This window comes from Tenacibaculum aquaeponti, assembly GCF_057221555.1.
The window spans coordinates 3,317,071-3,337,559 of sequence record NZ_CM170147.1; the positions used below are offsets into that span (position 1 = coordinate 3,317,071).

The 20,489-nt window shown below is 28.4% G+C and carries 25 protein-coding genes; 17 read left to right on the plus strand and 8 right to left on the minus strand.

Going from position 1 to position 20,489, the window contains the following annotated elements:
- Nucleotides 1-43 precede the first annotated feature (43 nt).
- From AC2TEO_RS15105 to AC2TEO_RS15115, 3 genes are all read right to left on the minus strand, one after another.
- On the minus strand, nt 44-892 hold the full coding sequence (locus AC2TEO_RS15105; RefSeq protein WP_442265610.1) for an ABC transporter permease: 849 nt from the start codon (nt 890-892) through the stop codon (nt 44-46).
- A gap of 10 nt (nt 893-902) precedes the next feature.
- Nucleotides 903-1,799, minus strand: a complete 897-nt coding sequence (locus tag AC2TEO_RS15110) for an ABC transporter ATP-binding protein (RefSeq protein WP_442265611.1) — start codon at nt 1,797-1,799, stop codon at nt 903-905.
- 130 nt (nt 1,800-1,929) lie between these two features.
- A complete protein-coding gene (locus AC2TEO_RS15115; RefSeq protein WP_442265612.1) occupies nt 1,930-2,430 on the minus strand; it encodes an IS1096 element passenger TnpR family protein in 501 nt (166 codons plus the stop codon).
- A 73-nt stretch (nt 2,431-2,503) separates the two neighbouring features.
- Here AC2TEO_RS15115 and AC2TEO_RS15120 point away from each other — a divergent pair, with 73 nt between their 5' ends.
- The 3 genes from AC2TEO_RS15120 to AC2TEO_RS15130 are packed head-to-tail and all read left to right on the plus strand — an operon-like array spanning nt 2,504 to nt 4,828.
- Complete coding sequence (locus tag AC2TEO_RS15120) at nt 2,504-2,920, plus strand: PaaI family thioesterase (RefSeq protein ID WP_442265613.1); 417 nt, start codon at nt 2,504-2,506, stop codon at nt 2,918-2,920.
- 19 nt (nt 2,921-2,939) lie between these two features.
- Nucleotides 2,940-3,773: an alpha/beta fold hydrolase gene (locus AC2TEO_RS15125; protein ID WP_484730866.1), complete on the plus strand. Its 834-nt coding sequence runs from the start codon at nt 2,940-2,942 to the stop codon at nt 3,771-3,773.
- Complete coding sequence (locus tag AC2TEO_RS15130) at nt 3,770-4,828, plus strand: chorismate-binding protein (RefSeq protein ID WP_442265615.1); 1,059 nt, start codon at nt 3,770-3,772, stop codon at nt 4,826-4,828. Before AC2TEO_RS15125 ends, AC2TEO_RS15130 begins: the two co-directional genes overlap by 4 nt.
- A gap of 76 nt (nt 4,829-4,904) precedes the next feature.
- Here AC2TEO_RS15130 and AC2TEO_RS15135 read toward each other — a convergent pair whose 3' ends face one another.
- Nucleotides 4,905-5,264: a PUR family DNA/RNA-binding protein gene (locus tag AC2TEO_RS15135; RefSeq protein WP_442265616.1), complete on the minus strand. Its 360-nt coding sequence runs from the start codon at nt 5,262-5,264 to the stop codon at nt 4,905-4,907.
- 80 nt (nt 5,265-5,344) lie between these two features.
- Entirely contained in the window at nt 5,345-7,099 is a 1,755-nt protein-coding gene (locus AC2TEO_RS15140) for an ABC transporter ATP-binding protein (protein WP_442265617.1), read from the minus strand.
- Between the two features lie 177 nt (nt 7,100-7,276).
- Here AC2TEO_RS15140 and AC2TEO_RS15145 point away from each other — a divergent pair, with 177 nt between their 5' ends.
- From AC2TEO_RS15145 to AC2TEO_RS15195, 11 genes are all read left to right on the plus strand, one after another.
- Complete coding sequence (locus AC2TEO_RS15145; RefSeq protein ID WP_442265618.1) at nt 7,277-8,377, plus strand: Glu/Leu/Phe/Val family dehydrogenase; 1,101 nt, start codon at nt 7,277-7,279, stop codon at nt 8,375-8,377.
- A gap of 75 nt (nt 8,378-8,452) precedes the next feature.
- Nucleotides 8,453-9,391, plus strand: a complete 939-nt coding sequence (nusB, locus tag AC2TEO_RS15150) for a transcription antitermination factor NusB (protein WP_442265619.1) — start codon at nt 8,453-8,455, stop codon at nt 9,389-9,391.
- 41 nt (nt 9,392-9,432) lie between these two features.
- Entirely contained in the window at nt 9,433-9,897 is a 465-nt protein-coding gene (locus AC2TEO_RS15155; RefSeq protein WP_442265620.1) for a DUF1573 domain-containing protein, read from the plus strand.
- Nucleotide 9,898: 1 nt separating this feature from the next.
- Nucleotides 9,899-10,210 carry a preprotein translocase subunit YajC gene (yajC, locus tag AC2TEO_RS15160; RefSeq protein ID WP_442265621.1) on the plus strand — a complete coding sequence of 104 codons (312 nt, stop codon included), beginning with the start codon at nt 9,899-9,901 and terminating at the stop codon, nt 10,208-10,210.
- 186 nt (nt 10,211-10,396) lie between these two features.
- On the plus strand, nt 10,397-11,227 hold the full coding sequence (locus tag AC2TEO_RS15165; RefSeq protein WP_484730867.1) for a CdaR family protein: 831 nt from the start codon (nt 10,397-10,399) through the stop codon (nt 11,225-11,227).
- 3 nt (nt 11,228-11,230) lie between these two features.
- Nucleotides 11,231-11,812, plus strand: a complete 582-nt coding sequence (coaE, locus tag AC2TEO_RS15170) for a dephospho-CoA kinase (RefSeq protein WP_442265623.1) — start codon at nt 11,231-11,233, stop codon at nt 11,810-11,812.
- A gap of 153 nt (nt 11,813-11,965) precedes the next feature.
- Nucleotides 11,966-13,498, plus strand: a complete 1,533-nt coding sequence (locus tag AC2TEO_RS15175) for a sensor histidine kinase (protein WP_442265624.1) — start codon at nt 11,966-11,968, stop codon at nt 13,496-13,498.
- A 14-nt stretch (nt 13,499-13,512) separates the two neighbouring features.
- Complete coding sequence (locus tag AC2TEO_RS15180; RefSeq protein WP_442265625.1) at nt 13,513-14,214, plus strand: response regulator transcription factor; 702 nt, start codon at nt 13,513-13,515, stop codon at nt 14,212-14,214.
- Between the two features lie 85 nt (nt 14,215-14,299).
- Nucleotides 14,300-14,920, plus strand: a complete 621-nt coding sequence (locus AC2TEO_RS15185) for an L-threonylcarbamoyladenylate synthase (protein ID WP_442265626.1) — start codon at nt 14,300-14,302, stop codon at nt 14,918-14,920.
- Between the two features lie 72 nt (nt 14,921-14,992).
- Nucleotides 14,993-15,715 carry a helix-turn-helix transcriptional regulator gene (locus AC2TEO_RS15190; protein ID WP_442265627.1) on the plus strand — a complete coding sequence of 241 codons (723 nt, stop codon included), beginning with the start codon at nt 14,993-14,995 and terminating at the stop codon, nt 15,713-15,715.
- A 43-nt stretch (nt 15,716-15,758) separates the two neighbouring features.
- Complete coding sequence (locus tag AC2TEO_RS15195) at nt 15,759-16,217, plus strand: GyrI-like domain-containing protein (RefSeq protein ID WP_442265628.1); 459 nt, start codon at nt 15,759-15,761, stop codon at nt 16,215-16,217.
- A 30-nt stretch (nt 16,218-16,247) separates the two neighbouring features.
- Here the strand turns inward: AC2TEO_RS15195 and AC2TEO_RS15200 are convergent, their stop codons facing one another.
- Nucleotides 16,248-17,246, minus strand: coding sequence for a glycosyltransferase family 2 protein (locus AC2TEO_RS15200; protein WP_442267769.1), 999 nt, complete (start codon nt 17,244-17,246; stop codon nt 16,248-16,250).
- Between the two features lie 255 nt (nt 17,247-17,501).
- Here AC2TEO_RS15200 and AC2TEO_RS15205 point away from each other — a divergent pair, with 255 nt between their 5' ends.
- The gene (locus AC2TEO_RS15205; protein ID WP_442265629.1) at nt 17,502-18,215 is read left to right on the plus strand and encodes a response regulator transcription factor; all 714 of its coding nucleotides are present in this window, start codon (nt 17,502-17,504) and stop codon (nt 18,213-18,215) included.
- On the opposite strand, the gene AC2TEO_RS15210 is transcribed toward AC2TEO_RS15205, so the two are convergent.
- On the minus strand, nt 18,212-18,658 hold the full coding sequence (locus AC2TEO_RS15210) for a type I restriction enzyme HsdR N-terminal domain-containing protein (protein ID WP_442265630.1): 447 nt from the start codon (nt 18,656-18,658) through the stop codon (nt 18,212-18,214). The two genes, AC2TEO_RS15205 and AC2TEO_RS15210, sit on opposite strands and share 4 nt — an antisense overlap.
- 45 nt (nt 18,659-18,703) lie before the next feature.
- Between AC2TEO_RS15210 and holA the strand changes: the two genes are divergently transcribed.
- Both holA and AC2TEO_RS15220 read left to right on the plus strand, forming a co-directional pair.
- Entirely contained in the window at nt 18,704-19,705 is a 1,002-nt protein-coding gene (gene holA / locus AC2TEO_RS15215) for a DNA polymerase III subunit delta (protein ID WP_442265631.1), read from the plus strand.
- Nucleotides 19,706-19,719: 14 nt separating this feature from the next.
- The gene (locus tag AC2TEO_RS15220) at nt 19,720-20,172 is read left to right on the plus strand and encodes a DUF1569 domain-containing protein (RefSeq protein ID WP_442265632.1); all 453 of its coding nucleotides are present in this window, start codon (nt 19,720-19,722) and stop codon (nt 20,170-20,172) included.
- On the opposite strand, the gene AC2TEO_RS15225 is transcribed toward AC2TEO_RS15220, so the two are convergent.
- A complete protein-coding gene (locus tag AC2TEO_RS15225; RefSeq protein WP_442265633.1) occupies nt 20,173-20,418 on the minus strand; it encodes a hypothetical protein in 246 nt (81 codons plus the stop codon). It lies immediately after the preceding gene.
- Nucleotides 20,419-20,489 lie beyond the last annotated feature (71 nt).

A 20,489-nucleotide genomic window follows, 5' to 3' on the forward strand; every position in this document is an offset into this window, starting at 1 on the left:
TTGAACGTCCCGATTTAAGAAGATCAAAAATAAGGAAAACAGCCTATAAATCACGTTTTTTTAACAAGGCATAAGAAAGGTATACAAACACAGCTGTCCACAATAAAACAATTATAATATCTGTGTAGCGAACAGAATGATTTACTACTATATCTTCTCCTATTTGACGAGCAACAGATTTTACAGCGCTTAATCTAGTAACAGGTTCTCGTATTAAATTAGACATTGCTTCAAGAGGGAAAAACTGCATGATTTCATTGGCCTGTGCAAAAGATTGTTGTTTTAGATGTCTGAAATTCCATAATAAATATCCTTTAAACAAGCTCTCTATAACTAACCATACAATCATTCCTGCTACTGCAAAAGCTGATCTTTTAATTAAAATACCTAAGAATAATCCGAAAGAAAAGAATCCAACTAACTTTATGAAAAAAGCTAATAAATATTCTAAATCTGAAAGAATAATACTTAGTTCATTAAAATCAGAATAAATTAATCCCAAAATTAAAGAAACAATAAAAACAAATACAGTAGAAATTAAGGCAAATGCAATTACAGTATAGAATTTAGATAGTATAAATTCTTTTTTACTTAATCCATCAATCAGATTTTGTTTTAATGTTTTATAACTATATTCATTAGCCATCATTGATACAATAACTAATAATAGGAAAAATTTTAAAATAGCAGCGACATAAGTGTTAAAGTGCCATATATAAGGAAAGTTAAAAATCCCTTGATCTGCTAGATGAAATTTTACTGGTCCAATATTAAACTTTATAACTGCTATTAATGCTATGGAAGTTAATAATCCAAAATATATTAGAGACAATACTTTGCTAGCACGATTGTGCATCAATTTATGAAATTCTATTTGTAAAAGACGTAGCATAGTTATTTTTTTAGTGGTTTGTAAGATTAAGGAATTGTTCTTCTAAACTAGGTTTGCGCTTCACTAAATGAGAAACAATTATTCCTTTCTCAAACAAGTATTTATTAATGTCGGTAGCAGAAGCTTCGTTTTCTAATCGAGCGATAATTAAGTTATCTTCAATGTTAACTGTAGCGATATCATAATAATTTTTAAGAGCGTTAACTAAGGCTTCTTGATCACCATCAGTTTTAACTTCAATAATTCCATTAGAGGCAACCATGTTTTCTACACGTCCACTATATAACTTTTCTCCTTTTCTAATTACAACCACATGAGAACAAACCTTTTCTACTTCGTCTAATAAGTGCGAAGCTAATAAGATAGTTGTTCCGTTTTTAGCAATTTTTTTAATGATTTGTCTGATTTCGTGAATTCCTTGAGGATCTAATCCATTTGTAGGTTCGTCTAAAATTAAAATTTCAGGATCATTTAATAATGCAGAGGCAATAGCAAGTCTTTGTTTCATTCCTAAAGAATAAGTTTTAAACTTGCTGTGTCTACGTTCAAAAAGATTGACTGTCTTTAGTTTATCGTTGATGCTTTCTTTAGAAACTCCTTTGATTTTACAAATAAGTTCTAAATTTTGAACAGCTGTCATGTAAGGATAAAAGTTTGGTCGCTCAATAATAGCACCTACTTTTTTTAGAGCTTCATGAGTAGACATAGTTCCGTTAAACCATGTAAATTCCCCAGAAGTTTTATTGACAACGTTTAGTATGATACCTAAGGTGGTAGATTTACCACTACCATTTGGTCCTAATATTCCGTATACGTTTCCTTTTTCAATTTCAAAAGAAAGATTTTTAACTGCATGAACTCGTCCAAATTTCTTGTCGAGATTCTTAATAGATAAAATAGTATCCAATCGCAAAAAAGTTTAGTTAATTTCTTATTTGACGAACAAGATACCAAAATGTTACTGTTAATAAGGTTAGCTTAATAAAAAAATAAAATTACGAATATTAGTAATGTTTTGAGGTTTAGAAATCTATTTTCTAATATTTATCAAAATCAATATCATCAATATTGTCAAAATCATTAAAAGAATCGTTAAATTCTGAATCAAAATCGTCAACGATTTTGTCAGATTCAAAAACTTTATTTGGAGCTTCTTTAGGAACATCTCCAATGCTTAAAATAATTTTAGTTTCAGAAATTTTTTCTTCTGATTGTTCAATTACTTCAACATAAAATGTCCACATTTCTAAAAAATCGTAGACGTAAATTAATTTATCGTTTTGATGTGGTAAAATTTCATTTAAAATACAAGTAGTCATTGATAAGCCTACACCGGTTTCTGACATGTTGAACAAAGGTATTTCTTCTCCTTGATTCCAACCATTATCACTAGTATAAAAAGAAGCCATTTCATTTCCATCAAATCCAAAAGCATTTGCTATTTGTATATGTAGCTTTTCTAATGTTTGATGTTCATCTACAACTAATGTTCTAATCACATCTTCTTCTACGTCTAATATTACCCGAACTTTGTACATTATTCAATTTTTAATCACTACAAAAATACGTATTTTTATCCTCCATAATTTTATATTGATATTTTTATCAAAAATGAATTTAGAAGAAACGTTACAAAGACTTAATTCTTACAATAAAAATACGCTAATGGAAACTCTAAGTATAGAGTTTGTAGCTGTTGGAGAAAAATCAATTACTGCAAAAATGCCTGTTAATTCAACTGTTCATCAGCCTTTTGGTATTTTACATGGAGGTGCTTCTGCGGCTTTGGCGGAAACAGTAGGAAGTGTTGCTTCTTTGTTTTTTTTAAAAGAAAAAAATAAAGTTGTAAAAGGTATTGAATTGACTATAAATCACCTTAAAAGTAAAAAAGAAGGTGTAGTTTATGCAACAGCTTCACCTATTCATAAAGGGAAAACAACGCATTTGTGGGAGGTTAAAATTTTAGATGAAGAAGATAATCTCATTTCTATATGTAAACTCACAAATATTATTTTAGATAAAAAGTAATAAAATAATGCTGAAGAAAGTGCTTAAAATTATCGGTGTAATTATTCTTTTAATTTTTATAGGATTGTATTTTGCTTTTAGAATTTTTACAGCTCCTAAATCCGATGTTAAAATTCTTGAAGCTTATCAAAATAGTCGTTTAAAGCCTGTTTTAACAAATGAAACATATAATGATTTTAATTACCGAAAGCTTTCTTTAGTGGTTAATGACTCTTTACCAACTATGGTTTTTGTTCATGGTACGATTGGGTCAATTAATGATTTTTCAAAATATATATCAGATAATGATTTACAAACCAAATGTAATATCATAGCTTATGATAGAATAGGCTATAATTACAACGATAAAAATCACGTACAAGAAAGCATTAGTTTTGAAAGAAATATGCTAAAAGATGTAATCAAAGATTTATCTCCTAACAAAACTATTTTGGTAGGGTATTCATATGGTGGTCCAATAGTATTATCGGTAAAGAAAAAAGTTAAAGAAATTGTTTTGTTAGCTCCTGCAGTTTTTAGTAGTGTAGAACCTATGCCTTGGATGGTTAATTTTTATAAATGGAAATTAACACGTTGGTTGGTGCCAAGAATTTGGAAAGAAGCATCTAAAGAGAAACTTTCTCATAAGAAAGATTTAAAGCTTTTTGAAAGTGATTGGGAAAATACACCTAATAAAATAATTAGTATTCACGGTTCAGGGGATTGGATTGTGCCTTATGAAAATTCAAAGTTATTGGAAGATCAATTTCCAGAAGACCAATTTAAACTAATAACTATAGATAAAGCTAATCATGGATTAGTTTGGTCTAATTTTGATGCGGTTAAAAGTCAATTTTTAAAGATTTTAGATTGAAAATATTTAAAGAAATAGAATCGTCTTTGAAAGATGATTTACCTTTTGTGGCTTATAGAAAGCCAAACTCTAAAGAAGTAAAAAGTTTTTTTCAAAACAACGCTGCTTTATATTTGTCAAATGATTTTATTGAAGAGGGGTTTGTTTTTGCTCCTTTTGATAATTCTAAGCAATCTATTTTAATTCCTTCAAAGCAATCTAGAATTTTCAAAGAGAGTGTAGATGTTTCAGAAGGTGATAAAACAAAGGTTTTAGATAATTATGATTCTCTTAATAGTAATGAAAAGAATCATATTGAACTAGTGAAAAAGGGTGTTGATGCAATCCTGAAAAACTATTTTAAAAAAGTAGTTTTATCTAGAAAGGAGTTGGTTGAATTAAATGGTTTTGATGTTGTAACTATATATCAAAGATTATTGGCTAATTATCCAGCAGCATTTTGTTATGTCTGGTTTCATCCAAAGGTTGGATTATGGATGGGGGCAACACCAGAAACTTTGTTAGAGATAAATAAAAATGAGTTTTCTACAATGTCTCTAGCTGGTACGCAAGTTTATAATGCAGAGAAAGAAATTTCTTGGGGAGAGAAAGAATTAGATGAGCAACAATTAGTAACAGATTATATAACTGACAGGCTTCAGGAGGTAAGTGTTGACTTAAAGGTTAAGCAATTAGAAACTTTTAAAATTGGAAATCTACTTCATTTAAGAACTAAAATTTCTGGTAAAGCTAAAAGTAATATAGCTAGTGTAATTAGAGTTTTGCATCCTACTCCAGCGGTTTGTGGTTTCCCAATGCAAGAATCAAAGACATTCATATTGGAGAACGAAAATTATAATCGAAGTTTTTATACAGGTTTTCTTGGGGAATTAAATATTTCTAAGGAGAATGATGAAATATCTTCAAGTTTATATGTGAATTTAAGATGTATGCAAATTAAAGAGAGTAAAGCAATTCTCTATGTTGGAGGTGGAATAACAAAAGATAGTAACCCTGAAAAAGAGTGGGAAGAAACCAAAGTAAAATCTTTAGCGATGAAGCAAGTATTACAATAAAATAAAAAACCACCAATGTAACTTAAAAGTTAATTAGTGGTTTTACATTGTGTAAATTGAATTTGAACTAAATCGTTTATATATCGTCAAATGAAACGTCTGTAAAACTTTCAGCAGTCTGTTCTACAAAATTTTCAGTGCTTTTTTTAAAGTCTTTTTGATGTCTCTCGCTAATTACTTCGCTACCTTTTTGAGTAACAATATAATCAGTTGCTTTGTTTAACATCTCTTTAAAATCGTTAAAATCTTCTTTGTAAAGATAAATTTTATGTTTTTGATAATGGAAAGATCCATCATCGTGAGTGAATTTTTTACTTTCTGTTACGGTTAAATAATAATCGTCAGCTTTAGTGGCTCTTACGTCAAAAAAATACGTTCTTCTTCCTGCTCTTAATACCTGTGAAAAGATCTCTTCTTGTTCAACTCTCTCGCTCATAATTCAAATCTTAAAATACTAGTTAATTGTTTTTTTCACTAACAAATCTAACAAAATATTTTACTTGTGCACACAAAACGCTAAATTTCTTTTTCTAAAAGTTGTTGTTCATAAAGTGAATTGTATACCCCTTTTAGGTTTATTAATTGATTATGAGTTCCTTGTTCTATTATTTTGCCTTCGTCTAAAATGATGATTTTGTCAGCGTTTTTAGCAGATGAAACTCTATGGCTAATAATAAAAGTGGTTTTGTTTTTAGAGATTCTTTGTAAGTTGCTAAGAATTTTTTCCTCAGTTTCAGTGTCTACAGCTGATAAACAATCGTCGAAAATTAAAATTTTAGGATCTTTAATGATGGCTCTAGCAATAGACGTACGTTGCTTTTGTCCTCCTGAAAGTGTTACGCCTCTTTCTCCTAAAATAGTTTGGTATCCATTTGTGAAACCAGAAATGTTATCATGAATCACAGCATTTTTAGCTGCTTCTATAATTTCATCCTGAGTTGCATCATTTTTACCAAACTTGATGTTATTCTCTATAGTGTCAGAAAATAGGAAAGGGTCTTGTGGAACAAAACCTATTTGATCTCTAATCTCGTTTAAGTTTAGGTCTTTTATAGGTTGATTATCTATAAATATTGTTCCTTCAGTAGAATCATACATCCTAGAAACCAAATTAGCTATAGAAGATTTTCCGCTTCCTGTTTTACCCATAATAGCTATAGTTTCTCCTTGATTAACATCAAAATTAATTTTATTTAAAGCTGTAATATTTGTGTCATCATAGGTTAATGAAACATCTTTAAACTGTATTTTTCCTAAAATATTTGTTTTTGAGTTGTTAAAGTTTCTGATTTCAGGGACTTGTTGTAAAAACTCATTAATTCTTTGTTGTGAAGCTTCAGCTTGCTGAACAATTGAAGTAACCCAGCCTACAACTGCAACCGGCCATGTTAAAATATTAACATATAAAATAAACTCGGCAATAACTCCAATCTGTATTTCTCCAGCTATGTACTGTTTTCCTCCAATATATAGTACTAAAATATTACTAATTCCTATTAGTAAAATCATTAAAGGGAAAAATAAGGCTTGTATTTTAGATAGTTCAATATTCTTTTCTTTGGCTTTATCTGCTAGTTCATTAAAATTGCTTAAAACAGATTTTTCAATAACATAAGACTTAACAACATTAATTCCTGAGAAAAACTCTTGATTGAAAGTGGTTAATTTTGAAAGATATTCTTGAACAATAGTAGTCTTTTTATTAATCTGTTTGCTTAATATGAAAATTGAAACAGATAAAACAGGAAAAGGAATTAGTGTGTATAATGTAAGTTCAACATCTGTTTTTAACATTTTAGAAAAACCAATAGTAAATAACACAATCATATTCAGAGAATACATAATTGCTGGTCCGAAATACATTCTAACCTTAGAAACATCCTCAGAAATACGATTCATTAAATCTCCAGTTCTGTTCTTCTTGTAAAAATTAACAGAAAGCTTTTGGTATTGTTCGTAAATCTCATTCTTTAGATCAAATTCTATTAAACGAGACATCACGATTAGGGTTTGTCGCATTAAAAATGTGAAAAAACCAGCGAGTAAAGTAATTCCAATTATTATTAAAATATTAATTAAAAGTTGTTGTTTTACATTACTCAGATCTGTGGTTTTTCCATTCAAATAATCTTCAACAATATTTAGTGAGTTTTTAATTATTTCAGGAATTTTTAGAGCTAACAGCTTCGATAATACTGTAATAAGAATCCCAATTAATAATCTCCACTTATATTTTATAAAATATTTATTTAAGTATTGTAAAGCTTTCAATTTTAAAAATGAATTTTTTTATTTGTTTTTTTATGATTTTACTAGCAGAAAACGTTTTCTTGTTAATAAATTCTCAAATTACAAGTCTTTTTTTGGTTTGTAATTACGGAATCTGTATTTTAGCAGTCCTAATATTAAGGAATAGTTAAATTCTTTTTAAGTAAAACGTAATATACTATGATGTCTGAAATTATTGATACTAAAGACCTTAAAAATGATCCTGTTTTCGGACAGTTATCTTTTGATGGTCACGAACAGGTTGTTTTTTGCAACGACGAAGATACAGGTTTAAAAGCAATTATTGGTATACACAATACAACTTTAGGTCCGGCACTTGGAGGTACAAGAATGTGGCAATATAAAACAGAATGGGAAGCTTTAAACGATGTGTTACGTTTATCAAGAGGTATGACTTACAAGTCTGCTATCACTGGTTTAAATTTAGGTGGTGGTAAGGCTGTAATTATCGGAGATGCTAAAACTCAAAAGAACGATGCATTGATGCGTAAATTCGGTGAGTTTGTTAACTCTTTAAGCGGAAGATATATTACTGCTGAAGATGTAGGTATGGAAACAAGAGATATGGATGTTATTCGTGAGGTAACTCCACATGTAACAGGTGTTTCTGAAGCTATTGGAGGGTCAGGAAATCCTTCTCCTGTAACAGCTTATGGTGTTTACATGGGGATGAAAGCTGCTGCTAAATATAAATTTGGAACAGATAATTTAGAAGGAAAGAAAGTTTTAGTTCAAGGAGTTGGCCATGTAGGTGAAACTTTGGTTAAACATATTACTGATGAGGGAGCTCAGGTAATTTTAAATGATATTAACGAAGCTAGATTAGAAGAGTTAAGTAAAAAATATAACGCAAATGTTGTTTTAGGTAACGATATTTATGGTTTAGATTTAGATATTTATGCACCTTGTGCTTTAGGAGCAACTGTAAATGATAATAGTATTGCTCAATTAAATGCTAAGGTTATTGCTGGAGCAGCAAACAATCAGTTGGCAAATGAATTAAAACATGGTAAATTGTTAAAAGAAAAAGGGATCGCATATGCCCCTGATTTTTTAATTAATGCTGGAGGAATTATTAATGTTTATGCTGAAGTAGCTGGATACGGTAAAGAAGAAAGTTTAAAAAGAACAGAAAACATATATAATACAACATTAGAAATCTTTGATTTAGCAGATAAAGAGAATATTACAACTCACCAAGCAGCTTTTAATATTGCACAAGGAAGAATTGATGCACGTAAAAAAGAACAAAATAGCTAAGGTAAGTCGATAAAAGTTTTATTTTTGCAAGGCGATAGAAAAAATTCTATCGCCTTTTTTAAAGTCCTCAATTTAATGATAAACAGAAGACATATTCGTTTAAAGGTGATGCAATCAGTATATGCAATGCAGCAATCACATAATACCGATCTTGTTAAAGAAGAGAAGTTCTTAAAATTTAGTGTTCAAAAGATGTTTGATCTATATGTTTTGAATTTCCAATTACTTCTTGAAGTACAAAAATTGGCTCATAAAAAAATTGAGCTTTCAAAAAAGAAAATCTTAGCCACAAAAGAAGATTTAAATCCTAATACAAGATTTATTGATAATATACTCTTAAATCAAATAAGAGAAAGTGTAAGTCTAGAAGGTTATGTAGAGTTAAATAAACTTGATAATTGGGATTTAGATGACGAATATGTGAAAATTATCTGGGAAGAGTTAAATAAGAGTGATTTTTATAAGGAGTATATGGCTTCAGATGATAACTCTTACAATGCTGGAAAGAATTTTGTTATTACTTTCTTTAAAGAGATTATCGCACCTAATGAAAAATTAGCAGATTATTTTGAAGATAAAATGATTTCATGGGTAGATGATATTCCTTTTGTGAATACTTGGGTTGTCAAAACACTTAATAAACAAAAATCATCTTCTCCTTTTGTTTTAGGAAATTTATATAAAGATGAAGAGGATAAGAGGTTTACTTCAGAGTTATTTAAAAAAGTAATGCTTAATCAACATAAGTACGACGAAGATATAAAAGAGAAAACTCCTAATTGGGAAACAGATAGAATTGCTGATATTGATATGATTTTAATCAAAATGGCAATTACAGAGTTTTTACATTTCTCTTCTATACCAAGTAGAGTAACAATTAATGAATATATAGAATTAGCTAAAGATTATTCTACCAATAAAAGTGGATATTTTATTAACGGAGTTTTAGATAAACTATCCAAAGATTACCAAGAAAGTAATAAAATGGTAAAAATCGGTAGAGGTTTGTTATAGCTATTTCAATTAGTTATTTTTAACCAATAAATTTATACAAAATGAAAAAAGCAATTATAACATTAACAACTGTGCTTTTATCAGTTGTGTTAGTATCTTGTAAAGAAGGTAATGCTGCATCTAAGGTGAAAATAGGAAACGTAGAGGAGGCTCAAAAGAGAGATAAAGCAATCAATGTAGGAGCTCCAGAAATAGTTTTCGATAGAGAATTACACGATTTTGGAATTGTAGATGAAGGGTTTGTAGTAGAAACTTCATTTAAAGTTACAAACACAGGTAAGTCTGATTTAGTAATCACAGATGCAAAAGCTTCATGTGGGTGTACAGTACCAACTTGGCCAAGAACACCTATTAAACCAGGAGAAACAGAAGAAGTTAAAGTAAAGTTTAATACTTCAGGTAAACCCAATAAACAAAGTAAAACAGTTACTTTATACACAAATACTGTTAAAGGAAGAGAAGAGGTGAAAATCTCAGGTATGGTAACTCCAAAAAAGAAAGCATAACATGTTAAATATGATTTTTTTACAAGCGTCAGAACCAGGGATGATGAACATGCTGATGTTAGTTGCTTTTATAGCTGTTTTTTATTTCTTTATGATTCGTCCACAAATGGCTAAACAAAAGAAGGAAAAACAGTTTAGATCTGAAATTAAAAAAGGAACTAAAGTTGTTACTACAAGCGGTATTCATGGACGAATTGTAGAAATTAATGATACAAACAATACTGTAGTTATAGAAACTGGTGCAGGTAAGATTAAGTTTGAGAGGGCAGCTATTTCTATGGAGTTAACAAATAAATACATAGAAAACAAGTAAGTCGAATCATTTTCAGAATAAAATTAAGGTGAGCTTTTTTGCTCACCTTTTTCTTTTTAATTAGATTGCAATAAAAGATAATTGGCTAAAGCATTACACATACCTAAAATATTTTTTAGTTTTTTAATAGCGTCATTTTTAATGTGGATGTTAATAAATTTATCAAAAAAATATACCTCTAAAATTGTGTATATTATAGAGTATAAAGATTTACCTCAGAATAAAATACTACAAGAAGAGCCTTTAAAGAAAATATCTGTAACAGTTAAAGGAAGTGGTTTTAATTTATTAGCAGCAAGTTTTTCTACTAAGAAAGTGTTTTTTTCTTTAGAAAAATTGATTAAGAAAAGTAATAGAGAGTTTGTTTTATTAACAAAATCCCAAGAGGAAGAAATTCAAAAAAAATTAAAATCAGGTTTGGAATTAGTTAAAGTTAGTAAAGACTCAATTTATTTTAAGTTAGGTACTTTAGCTTCAAAAAAAGTGCCTATTCAAATAGATCTCAATCTAGATTATAAATTAGGTTATGGGATGGAGAATATTGCTTTAGAACGGGATAGTGTGATACTTTCAGGTCCAGAGTTACAATTGAATAAAATAGAGTTTATAAAAACAAAGCAATTAACACTTCAAGAGGTTAGTGAAGATGTTAGTGTTGATTTGGATTTTGAGCTACCAAAAGATGTTGTTGGAATAAAACTCAATTTAGAAAAAGTAAAAGTTAGAGTTCTGGTAGATAAGTTTACAGAAGGTAGTTTCGAAATTCCTATAAAAATTATTGGAATTCCAAAAGGAATGAAGTTGAATACTTTTCCAAAAAAAGTAAAGGTGTTTTTTAAAGTTGGATTAAAGAATTATCAAAAAATTACAGAGGACTTATTTGAAATTGTTTGTGATTATAAAAAAACAAAAAAAGATAATTTACAATATTTAGTGCCCGAAATTAAAAATAAACCAGAATTGATTTCAACAATAAGGATTACACCACAACGTGTAGATTTTTTAATTCATAAATAAAAAATGTTAGTAGGTATTACAGGAGGAATAGGTAGTGGAAAAACTACTGTATCAAAAATGTTTTCAGAATTTGAAAATGTTCAAATTTATCATGCAGATGAAGAAGCAAAAAGACTTATGAATACTTCTGAAATAATTAAAAGAAAAATTATCAAAGAATTTTCTCAAGAAGCCTATAGTGAAGAAGGGTTGAATAGATCTTTTTTAGCAAAAATTGTTTTTGAAAGTAAAGAAAGATTAAAAGTATTGAATTCAATTGTGCATCCTGAAGTGCACAAACATCTACAAGGTTTTATAGCAAAACATAACAAAAAAGATTATATTCTGTATGAAAATGCCATTCTTTTTGAAAATGGAAGTCATAAATTATGCGATAAGATTATAACAGTGTCTGTTCCGCAGGATATTAGGATTAAACGAGTAATGAAAAGAGATGGAGTTGATAAAGAAACTGTTTTAAATAGGGTGAAAAATCAATGGTCAGACACAAAAAAAACAATTCAATCTCATTATCTGATTATTAACTTAGATTTAACTAATGTCTGGTTTGATGTGAAGAGAATTCATAATAAATTAACATATTAATTTTAATTAATTGTCGATATCTTAAGGTATTTCTTAATTTTTTCTTAAAAACATATTATCTTTGTTAATCTAAGTTAAAAGCGATTAGGCTTTAGCATATTAGTTTATTTTTGATCGATGGGAAAAAGAATTTTTGTTCTAATTGTTCTGCTTATGAGTATTTCTTTAACAGGAATAATTGCAGTTCAATTATATTGGGTGAAAAATGCAGTAAAAAGTAAACGTTCTGAGTTTGAGGATAATGTGAAGATTGCATTGGCTAAAACATCAGAAAGAATTAAAGAAAGAGAGTATAACGAATTTGTTGATAAACATAAAAAGGTCTTTGAAAATAGTGAATCTATAAGCACAGCTGAGCTTAAAAATTACCTATTCCAACAAATAGATACAGTTGCAAAAAAGAAATTTACTTTTGGAGCAACTATTCTAGAAGAAAACTTTAAAATCCCCGTTGATTTTGTTAATAGCGATACAATAATCATTAAAAGGTTTTCTGGGAAAGAGGATTTTTCACAAACCATTACTTATAGTTCTGATAATGGAGATTTTAAAAGTTACACAGATGAGAATAAATATTCGAGACTTTTAAAATATCCTAGTTGGCAAAAGAAACAAGTAGAATATTTATTTAGCCAAAATCAGAAACATATGCCTATTCATAAAAGAATAAGCAAAAGAGAGTTAAATAGTACTCTTAAAGATGAATTAGGTAAAAGAAATATAGATCAAGAATTTAAATTTGGTGTATATGAAGGAGGTTTGGCTACGAAAATTAAATCTGGTTATTTTAAAATAGATGAAAAAAATAGTTATTTCTATCCGTTGTTAGAAGATGATAGTGGAAATAGTAATTACAAGTTATATGTTACTTTTCCAAACGAAAAAAAGAGCCTTCTTTCTAGTATGATGTATGCGCTATTATTATCATTATTTTTTATAGGTATTGTAATAGCTGCTTTTTCTACTTCTTTATATCAATTAGTAAGACAAAAGAAAATATCAGAAATAAAAACAGATTTCATTAATAATATGACACATGAGTTTAAAACACCTATAGCTACTATAAATTTAGCTCTAGATGCGATTAAAAACCCTAAGATTATTAATGATGAAGAAAAAGTAAAACGCTATGTTAAAATGATTCGTGACGAAAATAAACGTATGCATGGTCAGGTAGAAAATGTATTAAGAATATCTAAGCTAGAGAAAAATCAAATAGAAATAACAAAAGAAGCAGTTGAAGCTACAGATATAATTGAAGAAGCAATAGATCATGTTAGTTTATTAGTGTCAGACAAACAAGGAACAATAAATACACATTTTAAGGCGATTTCTTCTGAGGTTTTAGGGAACCAGTTCCATTTAACTAATGTAGTTGTAAATATATTAGAAAATGCAATAAAATATTCAGAGGAAGCACCCAAAATAGATGTATATACAGAAAACACGAACAAGTATTTTATATTTAAAATAAAAGACGAAGGAATAGGTATGAGTAAAAATGCCCAAAAATATATTTTCGATAAATTTTATCGAGAGCATAAAGGTAACATTCACAATGTGAAAGGGCATGGTTTAGGATTAGCCTATGTAAAAGAGATTATCGATAACCACCATGGCACGGTTCATGTGGCAAGTGAGAAAGGTAAAGGAAGTACATTTACAGTTAAACTACCATTAATATAAATTGAAGGGTAACAATGGGAACTAGAAAAATTCTATTAGTAGAAGACGATCCAAATTTTGGAACAGTATTAAAAGATTACTTAGCATTAAATGATTACAATGTAACTCATGCTAAAGATGGAATCGAAGGTTTAATTATGTTTAAAAATTCTGAATATGATTTATGTATTTTAGACGTAATGATGCCAAGGAAAGATGGTTTTTCATTAGCGCAAGATATTAGAGCGACTAATAAAGAAGTGCCAATTATTTTCTTAACTGCTAAAACAATGAAAGAAGATGTTTTAAAAGGATATCAAGTTGGAGCAGATGATTATTTGAATAAACCTTTTGATTCTGAGGTTTTATTACACAAAATAAAAGCTATTTTACAAAGGAAAGAAACAGAGAAATCTAAAGACGATGATCAGTTTGAGTTTACTATCGGTAAATTTGCTTTTAATTCTAAATTAAGGCATTTGTCATTTAATGGAGATGATCCTTTAAAATTATCTCCTAAAGAAAGTAAGCTATTACGAATGTTAGCTGTACATAAGAACGATTTAATGCCGAGAGAGTTAGCACTAACTAAAATTTGGAGAGATGATAACTATTTTACATCTAGAAGTATGGATGTATATATAGCAAAACTTCGTAAGTATTTAAAATTAGACGATAGTGTAGAAATTTTGAATATACATGGAGAAGGTTTTAGACTAATAGACAACGAAGCTTAACTACTAAAAAATATTTAAAAAACTTCCAATATGATTTTATATTGGAAGTTTTTCTTTTTAGATTTATATTAAAGATTAATTGATAATGGCTCAATTTTTAAAAATTTATAACGACAATCCTAATTCTAAAGAAATAGAAAAAGTAGTAAAAGTATTACAATCGGGAGGCGTAATTATTTATCCAACTGATACAGTTTACGGGTTAGGTTGTGATATTACTAATATGAAAGCGATGGAAAAAGTTGCACGTATTAAAGGAGTGAAATTAGAAAAATCTAATTTCTCTTTTGTATGTAATGATTTAAGTCATTTGTCAGATTATGTTAAACAAATAAGTACTCCTGTTTATAAAATTTTGAAAAGAGCATTACCAGGTCCATATACTTTTATATTACCAGGAAGTACAACTTTGCCAAAAGCTTTTAAAAAAAGAAAAACTGTAGGTATACGTGTGCCAGATAATAATATAGCAAGAGCTATTGTAAAACAACTAGGGAATCCTATTGTTTCAACGTCAATTCATGATGAAGATGAAGTGATTGAATATACAACAGATCCAGAACTTATTTTCGAAAAATGGCAGCAAATCGTTGATTTAGTTATAGATGGAGGCTATGGAGATAATTATGCATCTACAGTAATTGATTTAACTCAAGATGAGCCAGAAGTAATTAGAGAAGGTAAAGGTAGCTTAGATGTAATTTAGAATTAAAACTTTTAATGATATTAAGAAGTGTTTTTGAATCTTATAAAATAAAAGGAAGGAAAAGATTACCCTATGAGTAACAAACCTCGAATTTCTCGTTTAACAGCTATTATTACACAGCTTCAATCTAAAAAGTTAGTGACAGCTACTTATCTTGCTGAAAAATTTGGAGTTAGTGTTAGAACAATATACAGAGATATTAGAACAATTGAAGATTCTGGTGTGCCAGTATATACAGAAGAAGGAAAAGGATATTCATTGTTAGAAGGTTATTATTTACCTCCAGTAATGTTTACAGAAGAAGAAGCCAATGCCTTAATTACTGCAGCTTATTTAATTGGAAAAAATAAGGATCAATCTTTAGTTGAGAATTATGAAAATGCTATTACTAAGATTAAGTCAGTTTTTAGGAAACGACAACAAGAAAAATCAGAACTATTAGCCCAACGAATAGAGTTTCGTTATAATCCAGAAAAAGCAATTACAAGTAAAAATTTAATTACACTTCAAACTGCAATAACAGGTTTTAATTTGTTAGAGATAGAGTATAATTCTCTAGAAAATAATTTTACCAAAAGAATAGTAGAACCATTTGCATTATATAGTACAAATGAGAATTGGTTGTTAATAGCATACTGCAGACTCAGAAATGACTTTAGAGTTTTTAGAATTGATTTAATTCATCGAATTATTAATCTAACTGAAAATTTCACTCCCCATAAAATGACACTAAAAGAATATTTTGAAATTTGTAAAGCAAAATTTTATAAAACCCCTGACATACCTTTGACATAAACCTCTTTTAGATTTGTGATAAATAATTTTGAAACTAAAAAAAATGAACAAAACACAAATTGACTCGTTTAACATTATTGGAATTAAAACAAGAACTACAAATGCAGATATGCAAGCTGCTAAAGATATTCCTGCTTTATGGCAAAAGTTTATGGATGACAATATTGCTAATAAAGTAGAAAATAAACTCAATAATAAGGTGTATGCGGTTTACACGAATTATGAATCTGATTACACAGGAGCTTACGATATTATTATTGGTTGTGAGGTTGATGTTTTAGGTGAAATACCAGAAAATATGATTGGTATTCAAATTCCTAATTGTAATTATGAAGCCTTTTCAGTAAAAGGAAAATTGAAAGATAATATTGTTTATAATAAATGGATTGAGATTTGGAATTCAACTATTGATAGAAAGTATAAAGCTGATTTCGAAATTTATCCAGAGCATACAAATGAAACAGATGATACAGAAGTGAAAATTTATATTTCTATTAATTAGAGGAATAAGTAAGCTCAATTAAGTTTGAGCTTATTTTAATGAATTAAATTTCTTTTTCTGTAAAACAAAATGTTGCCAGACTACAGAAGTATGAATACTGTAATTTGATTTACGTTGAATTTGTTTACGTTTTTTAAAGAATTTATATAAATTTTTATAAAAACTTAAATGTGCTTTAAGTACAGACCATGTGTGAATTGGTCTTAATTCTAAAGCGAATTTTAAACCAGCAATTCCATCTAAAATTAAGCGAGTAAAAATAACTAAGAATAAGTTTTTACTTGGAACGTTTTTTAAGATAGTTAGTAAACTATTTCTAAAATTCAAGTAAGTTTTTCTTGGATTAGATTCTTGTAATGTTGCCCCACCAACATGGTATACAGCAGAGTTTCCAACATATTTAACTGAAAAACCTTCATTTTGTGCTCTCCAGCATAAATCTATTTCTTCTTGATGTGCAAAATAATCTTCATCAAAACCTCCTAATTGATGAAAAACAGTGCTGCGAATAAAAAAACAAGCACCTGAAGCCCAAAAAATATCAGAAGTTAAATCATATTGTCCTTTATCGGATTCTAAATTGTTAAAAACTCTTCCTCTACAGTATGGATATCCAAAAAAATCAATGAAACCACCAGCAGCTCCGGCATATTCAAATTTATTTTTTTCTTTAAAATCTAAAATTTTAGGTTGAATAATAGCTGTGTTTTCTTCTTGTTCAAAAATATTCAATATTGGAGGTAGCCAATTTTTAGTTACTTCAATATCAGAATTAATTAAACAATAAATATCAGCAGTTATATGTTGTAAAGCATCATTATATCCTTTGGCATATCCGCCATTTTCTTTGTTCAGAACAATTTTAATAGTAGGGAAATTATCTTTTACAAACTGAATAGAGTTGTCTGTAGAAGCGTTATCGGCAACATAAATTGCAATATCTTCAGAACTATATTTTACAATTGAAGGTAAAAATTGTTCTAGCAATTTTTGACCATTCCAATTTAATATGATTACAGCAGTTTTCAAGTCCGCAAACATACATCAATAATATTATTTTAAAATATAAAGAACTATTAATTTTTTTAATATTTAAAAAAAACATGAAGATGTAGGTAGGAGTTTTTAAGTTTCAATTGTCTTATATATGTACATGAAATTCTCTGTTAGGGAGGAGAGGAGAATAAGGTAACACAAAATTGAAAATATAATTCAAATTAAGCTTTTGTAAGATTATTCAAAAATGTACGACTAGAAAATTAGGGGGTAAAAAAAATATTTTTAATGAGGTCGATAAAAATTTTATTGATAGATGCAGATGTAGACTTTGGAATGGTCTTAAAGAATTATCTGCTTTTAAACGGGTATAATGTTACATTTACAAGTACTCTAAGCGATGTTTCTTTATTGGTAAATAGTTCTAAATTCGATTTATCTATTATAGATTCTAAGTTAATTACAACAACTAGAGCTGAATTTGTGAATTCGGTAAGAAAACATAGTAAAGATTTTCCAGTAATTTTCCTTTCAGAAGAAATTTTATTAGAGGATGTATTTGAAATTAATAAAATACCATTGGTAGATTATTGTTTTAAAAAACCTTTTTCTACAGAAGTCTTAATTGAAAAGATTAAATCTATTTTAAAAACTAAAGAAAAAGAACATAATAAAATGTTTAGTGCAGTGGAATATACTATAGGTGATTTTACATTTAATTATAGAACCCGTCAGCTTTCTTTTAAAGGTGAAGAACAAAGAAGATTAACACCTAAAGAAAGTAAGTTGTTAAAGTATTTATCTGAATACAAAAATGCAATAATGCCAAAAGCAATTGCATTAACTAAGATTTGGAGAGATGATAATTATTTTACATCTAGAAGTATGGATGTTTACATCACCAAACTTAGAAAGTATTTAATGTACGATGAAAACATTGCTATTGTTAATGTTAGAGGTGAAGGATACAAGTTATTAGATAATACAGCACAAAGCGCTTAACGTTTGTAAGTAGGAATATCTCTTAAAAAAATATAATTCTCGTCCTCAGAATTCATCATACAGTAATAGTGTTCTAAACCATTAGTCACTATTAAATACTTAGCGTTTAGTTTTAAATTATATCGCGCAATTTGATCAAAAGTATCCTGTGTTATTTTAACAGAAGGAGCTTTACATTCTACAATAATATCAGGAGTGCCATCTGAACTAAAAATCAAGATGTCGCTCCTTTTCTTTAAATTATTTATTGTTAATTGTTTTTCAATAGCAATTAAAGAAGTTGGGTAATTTTTTTCTTGAATTAAAAACTGTACAAAATGCTGCCTAACCCATTCTTCTGGAGTTAAAACAATATATTTTTTTCTGATTTCATCAAAAATCAGATAGTGTTTTTCATTACTTTTGATATTGAAAGTATATGAAGGTAAATTCAATTTTTGCATCAATCAAAAGTACTAAAAGTTTGATTTAAATTTTGTTGAAAATTAATGAATGAAGTAAAACAAATTGTTGACGATATAAAAGCAGGAAATCTTAAACCGATTTATTTTTTAATGGGTGAAGAGCCATATTACATTGATAAAATTTCGAGTTATATAGAAAATAATGTATTAGATGAATCTGAGAAAGGATTTAATCAAATGGTTATGTATGGTAGAGATGTAACAGTAGATGAAATTGTTTCTTCAGCAAAAAGATTTCCAATGATGGCAGAGCATCAGGTTATTATTGTGAAAGAAGCTCAAGATTTAAGTAGGTCTATTGAAAAACTAGATAGTTATGCTGATAATCCGCAAAAATCTACAATTTTAGTCTTCAATTATAAATACAAGAAGTTAGATAAAAGAAAGAAAGTATATAAAGCAATTGCTAAAAATGGATTGATTTTCGAAAGTAAGAAGTTATATGAAAATCAGGTTGGTGATTGGATTGCTAGAGTTTTAAAAAGTAAGAAATTTACGATTGAGCCAAAAGCAGCTCAAATGTTAGTTGAGTTTTTAGGAACAGATTTAAGTAAAATAAGTAATGAATTAGATAAACTTACTTCTGTTTTAGATGCAGGAACAATAATCAATCCAAGCCATGTAGAAGAGAATATTGGAATCTCTAAAGATTTTAATAATTTTGAGTTACGCAAAGCTGTCGGAAATAAGGATGTTGTTAAGGCAAATAGAATTATTAATTATTTCAGTAAGAATCCAAAAAATAACCCTTTAGTAATGACAATTTCATTATTAAACAGTTTTTTCACACAACTTTTATCGTATCATGGATTAAAAGATAAATCTAAAGCTTCAGTTGCACGAACGTTAGGAGTAAATCCTTATTTTGTAGATGATTATGCAAACGCAGCAAGAAATTATCCGATGCGTAAAGTATCTCAAGTTATAGGATTGTTAAGAGAAGCAGATGTGAAAAGTAAAGGAGTAGGAGCAAATCAATCCCATGGAGATATTTTAAAAGAATTAATTTTTAAAGTATTACACTAAATAAAGCTCTTATTATGAAAAATATCTTTAGTAAAGAAATTACAGAAGAAGTGATTTCTAGAATCAATACATTAACTCCACAAACTCAACCTAAATGGGGAAAAATGAATGTGGCGCAAATGATGGCACATTGTTCAGTTTCCTATGAGGGAATTTATACAGATAAGCATCCAAAACCAAATGCTTTTATGAGGTTTGTTTTGAAGTTATTAGTAAAAAATCAAGTTGTTTCAGAAAAACCTTATCCGAAAAACGGTAGAACAGCACCTCAGTTTTTAATTACTGAAGAGAAAAACTTTGAAAAAGAAAAGCAAATCTTAATTGATTATTTATATAAAACCCAAGAATTAGGTGAAAATCATTTCGATGGAAAAGAATCAACTTCATTTGGTAAATTAACCAAACAGGAATGGAATAATTTATTTTATAAACATTTAGATCATCATTTAACACAGTTTGGAGTATAGCTAGAAAATCCCTATGAAGTATAGGTAAATTAAAGAAGTTACTATAATTATAGAAATTACAGAATACTTAATAATAGATTCTTTTTTTTGAGTTTTCTTAGCTTCTTCACCATATTTTTTAATGACACTTTTAGAAGCCTTAGGAAAGTTAAATCTAGTTTTCGAATAAACACTAGAACTTAGTTTTTTATCTCTAACGTCTTTTAGTTTTTTCTTTCTCTGTTGATTACCTTGTTGTCTATTCATCAACATTTTTAGTGAGCCCCATCCGTCCATAATAAACAATTTTTAAAGTTGAATTTTCAATTAGCAATACC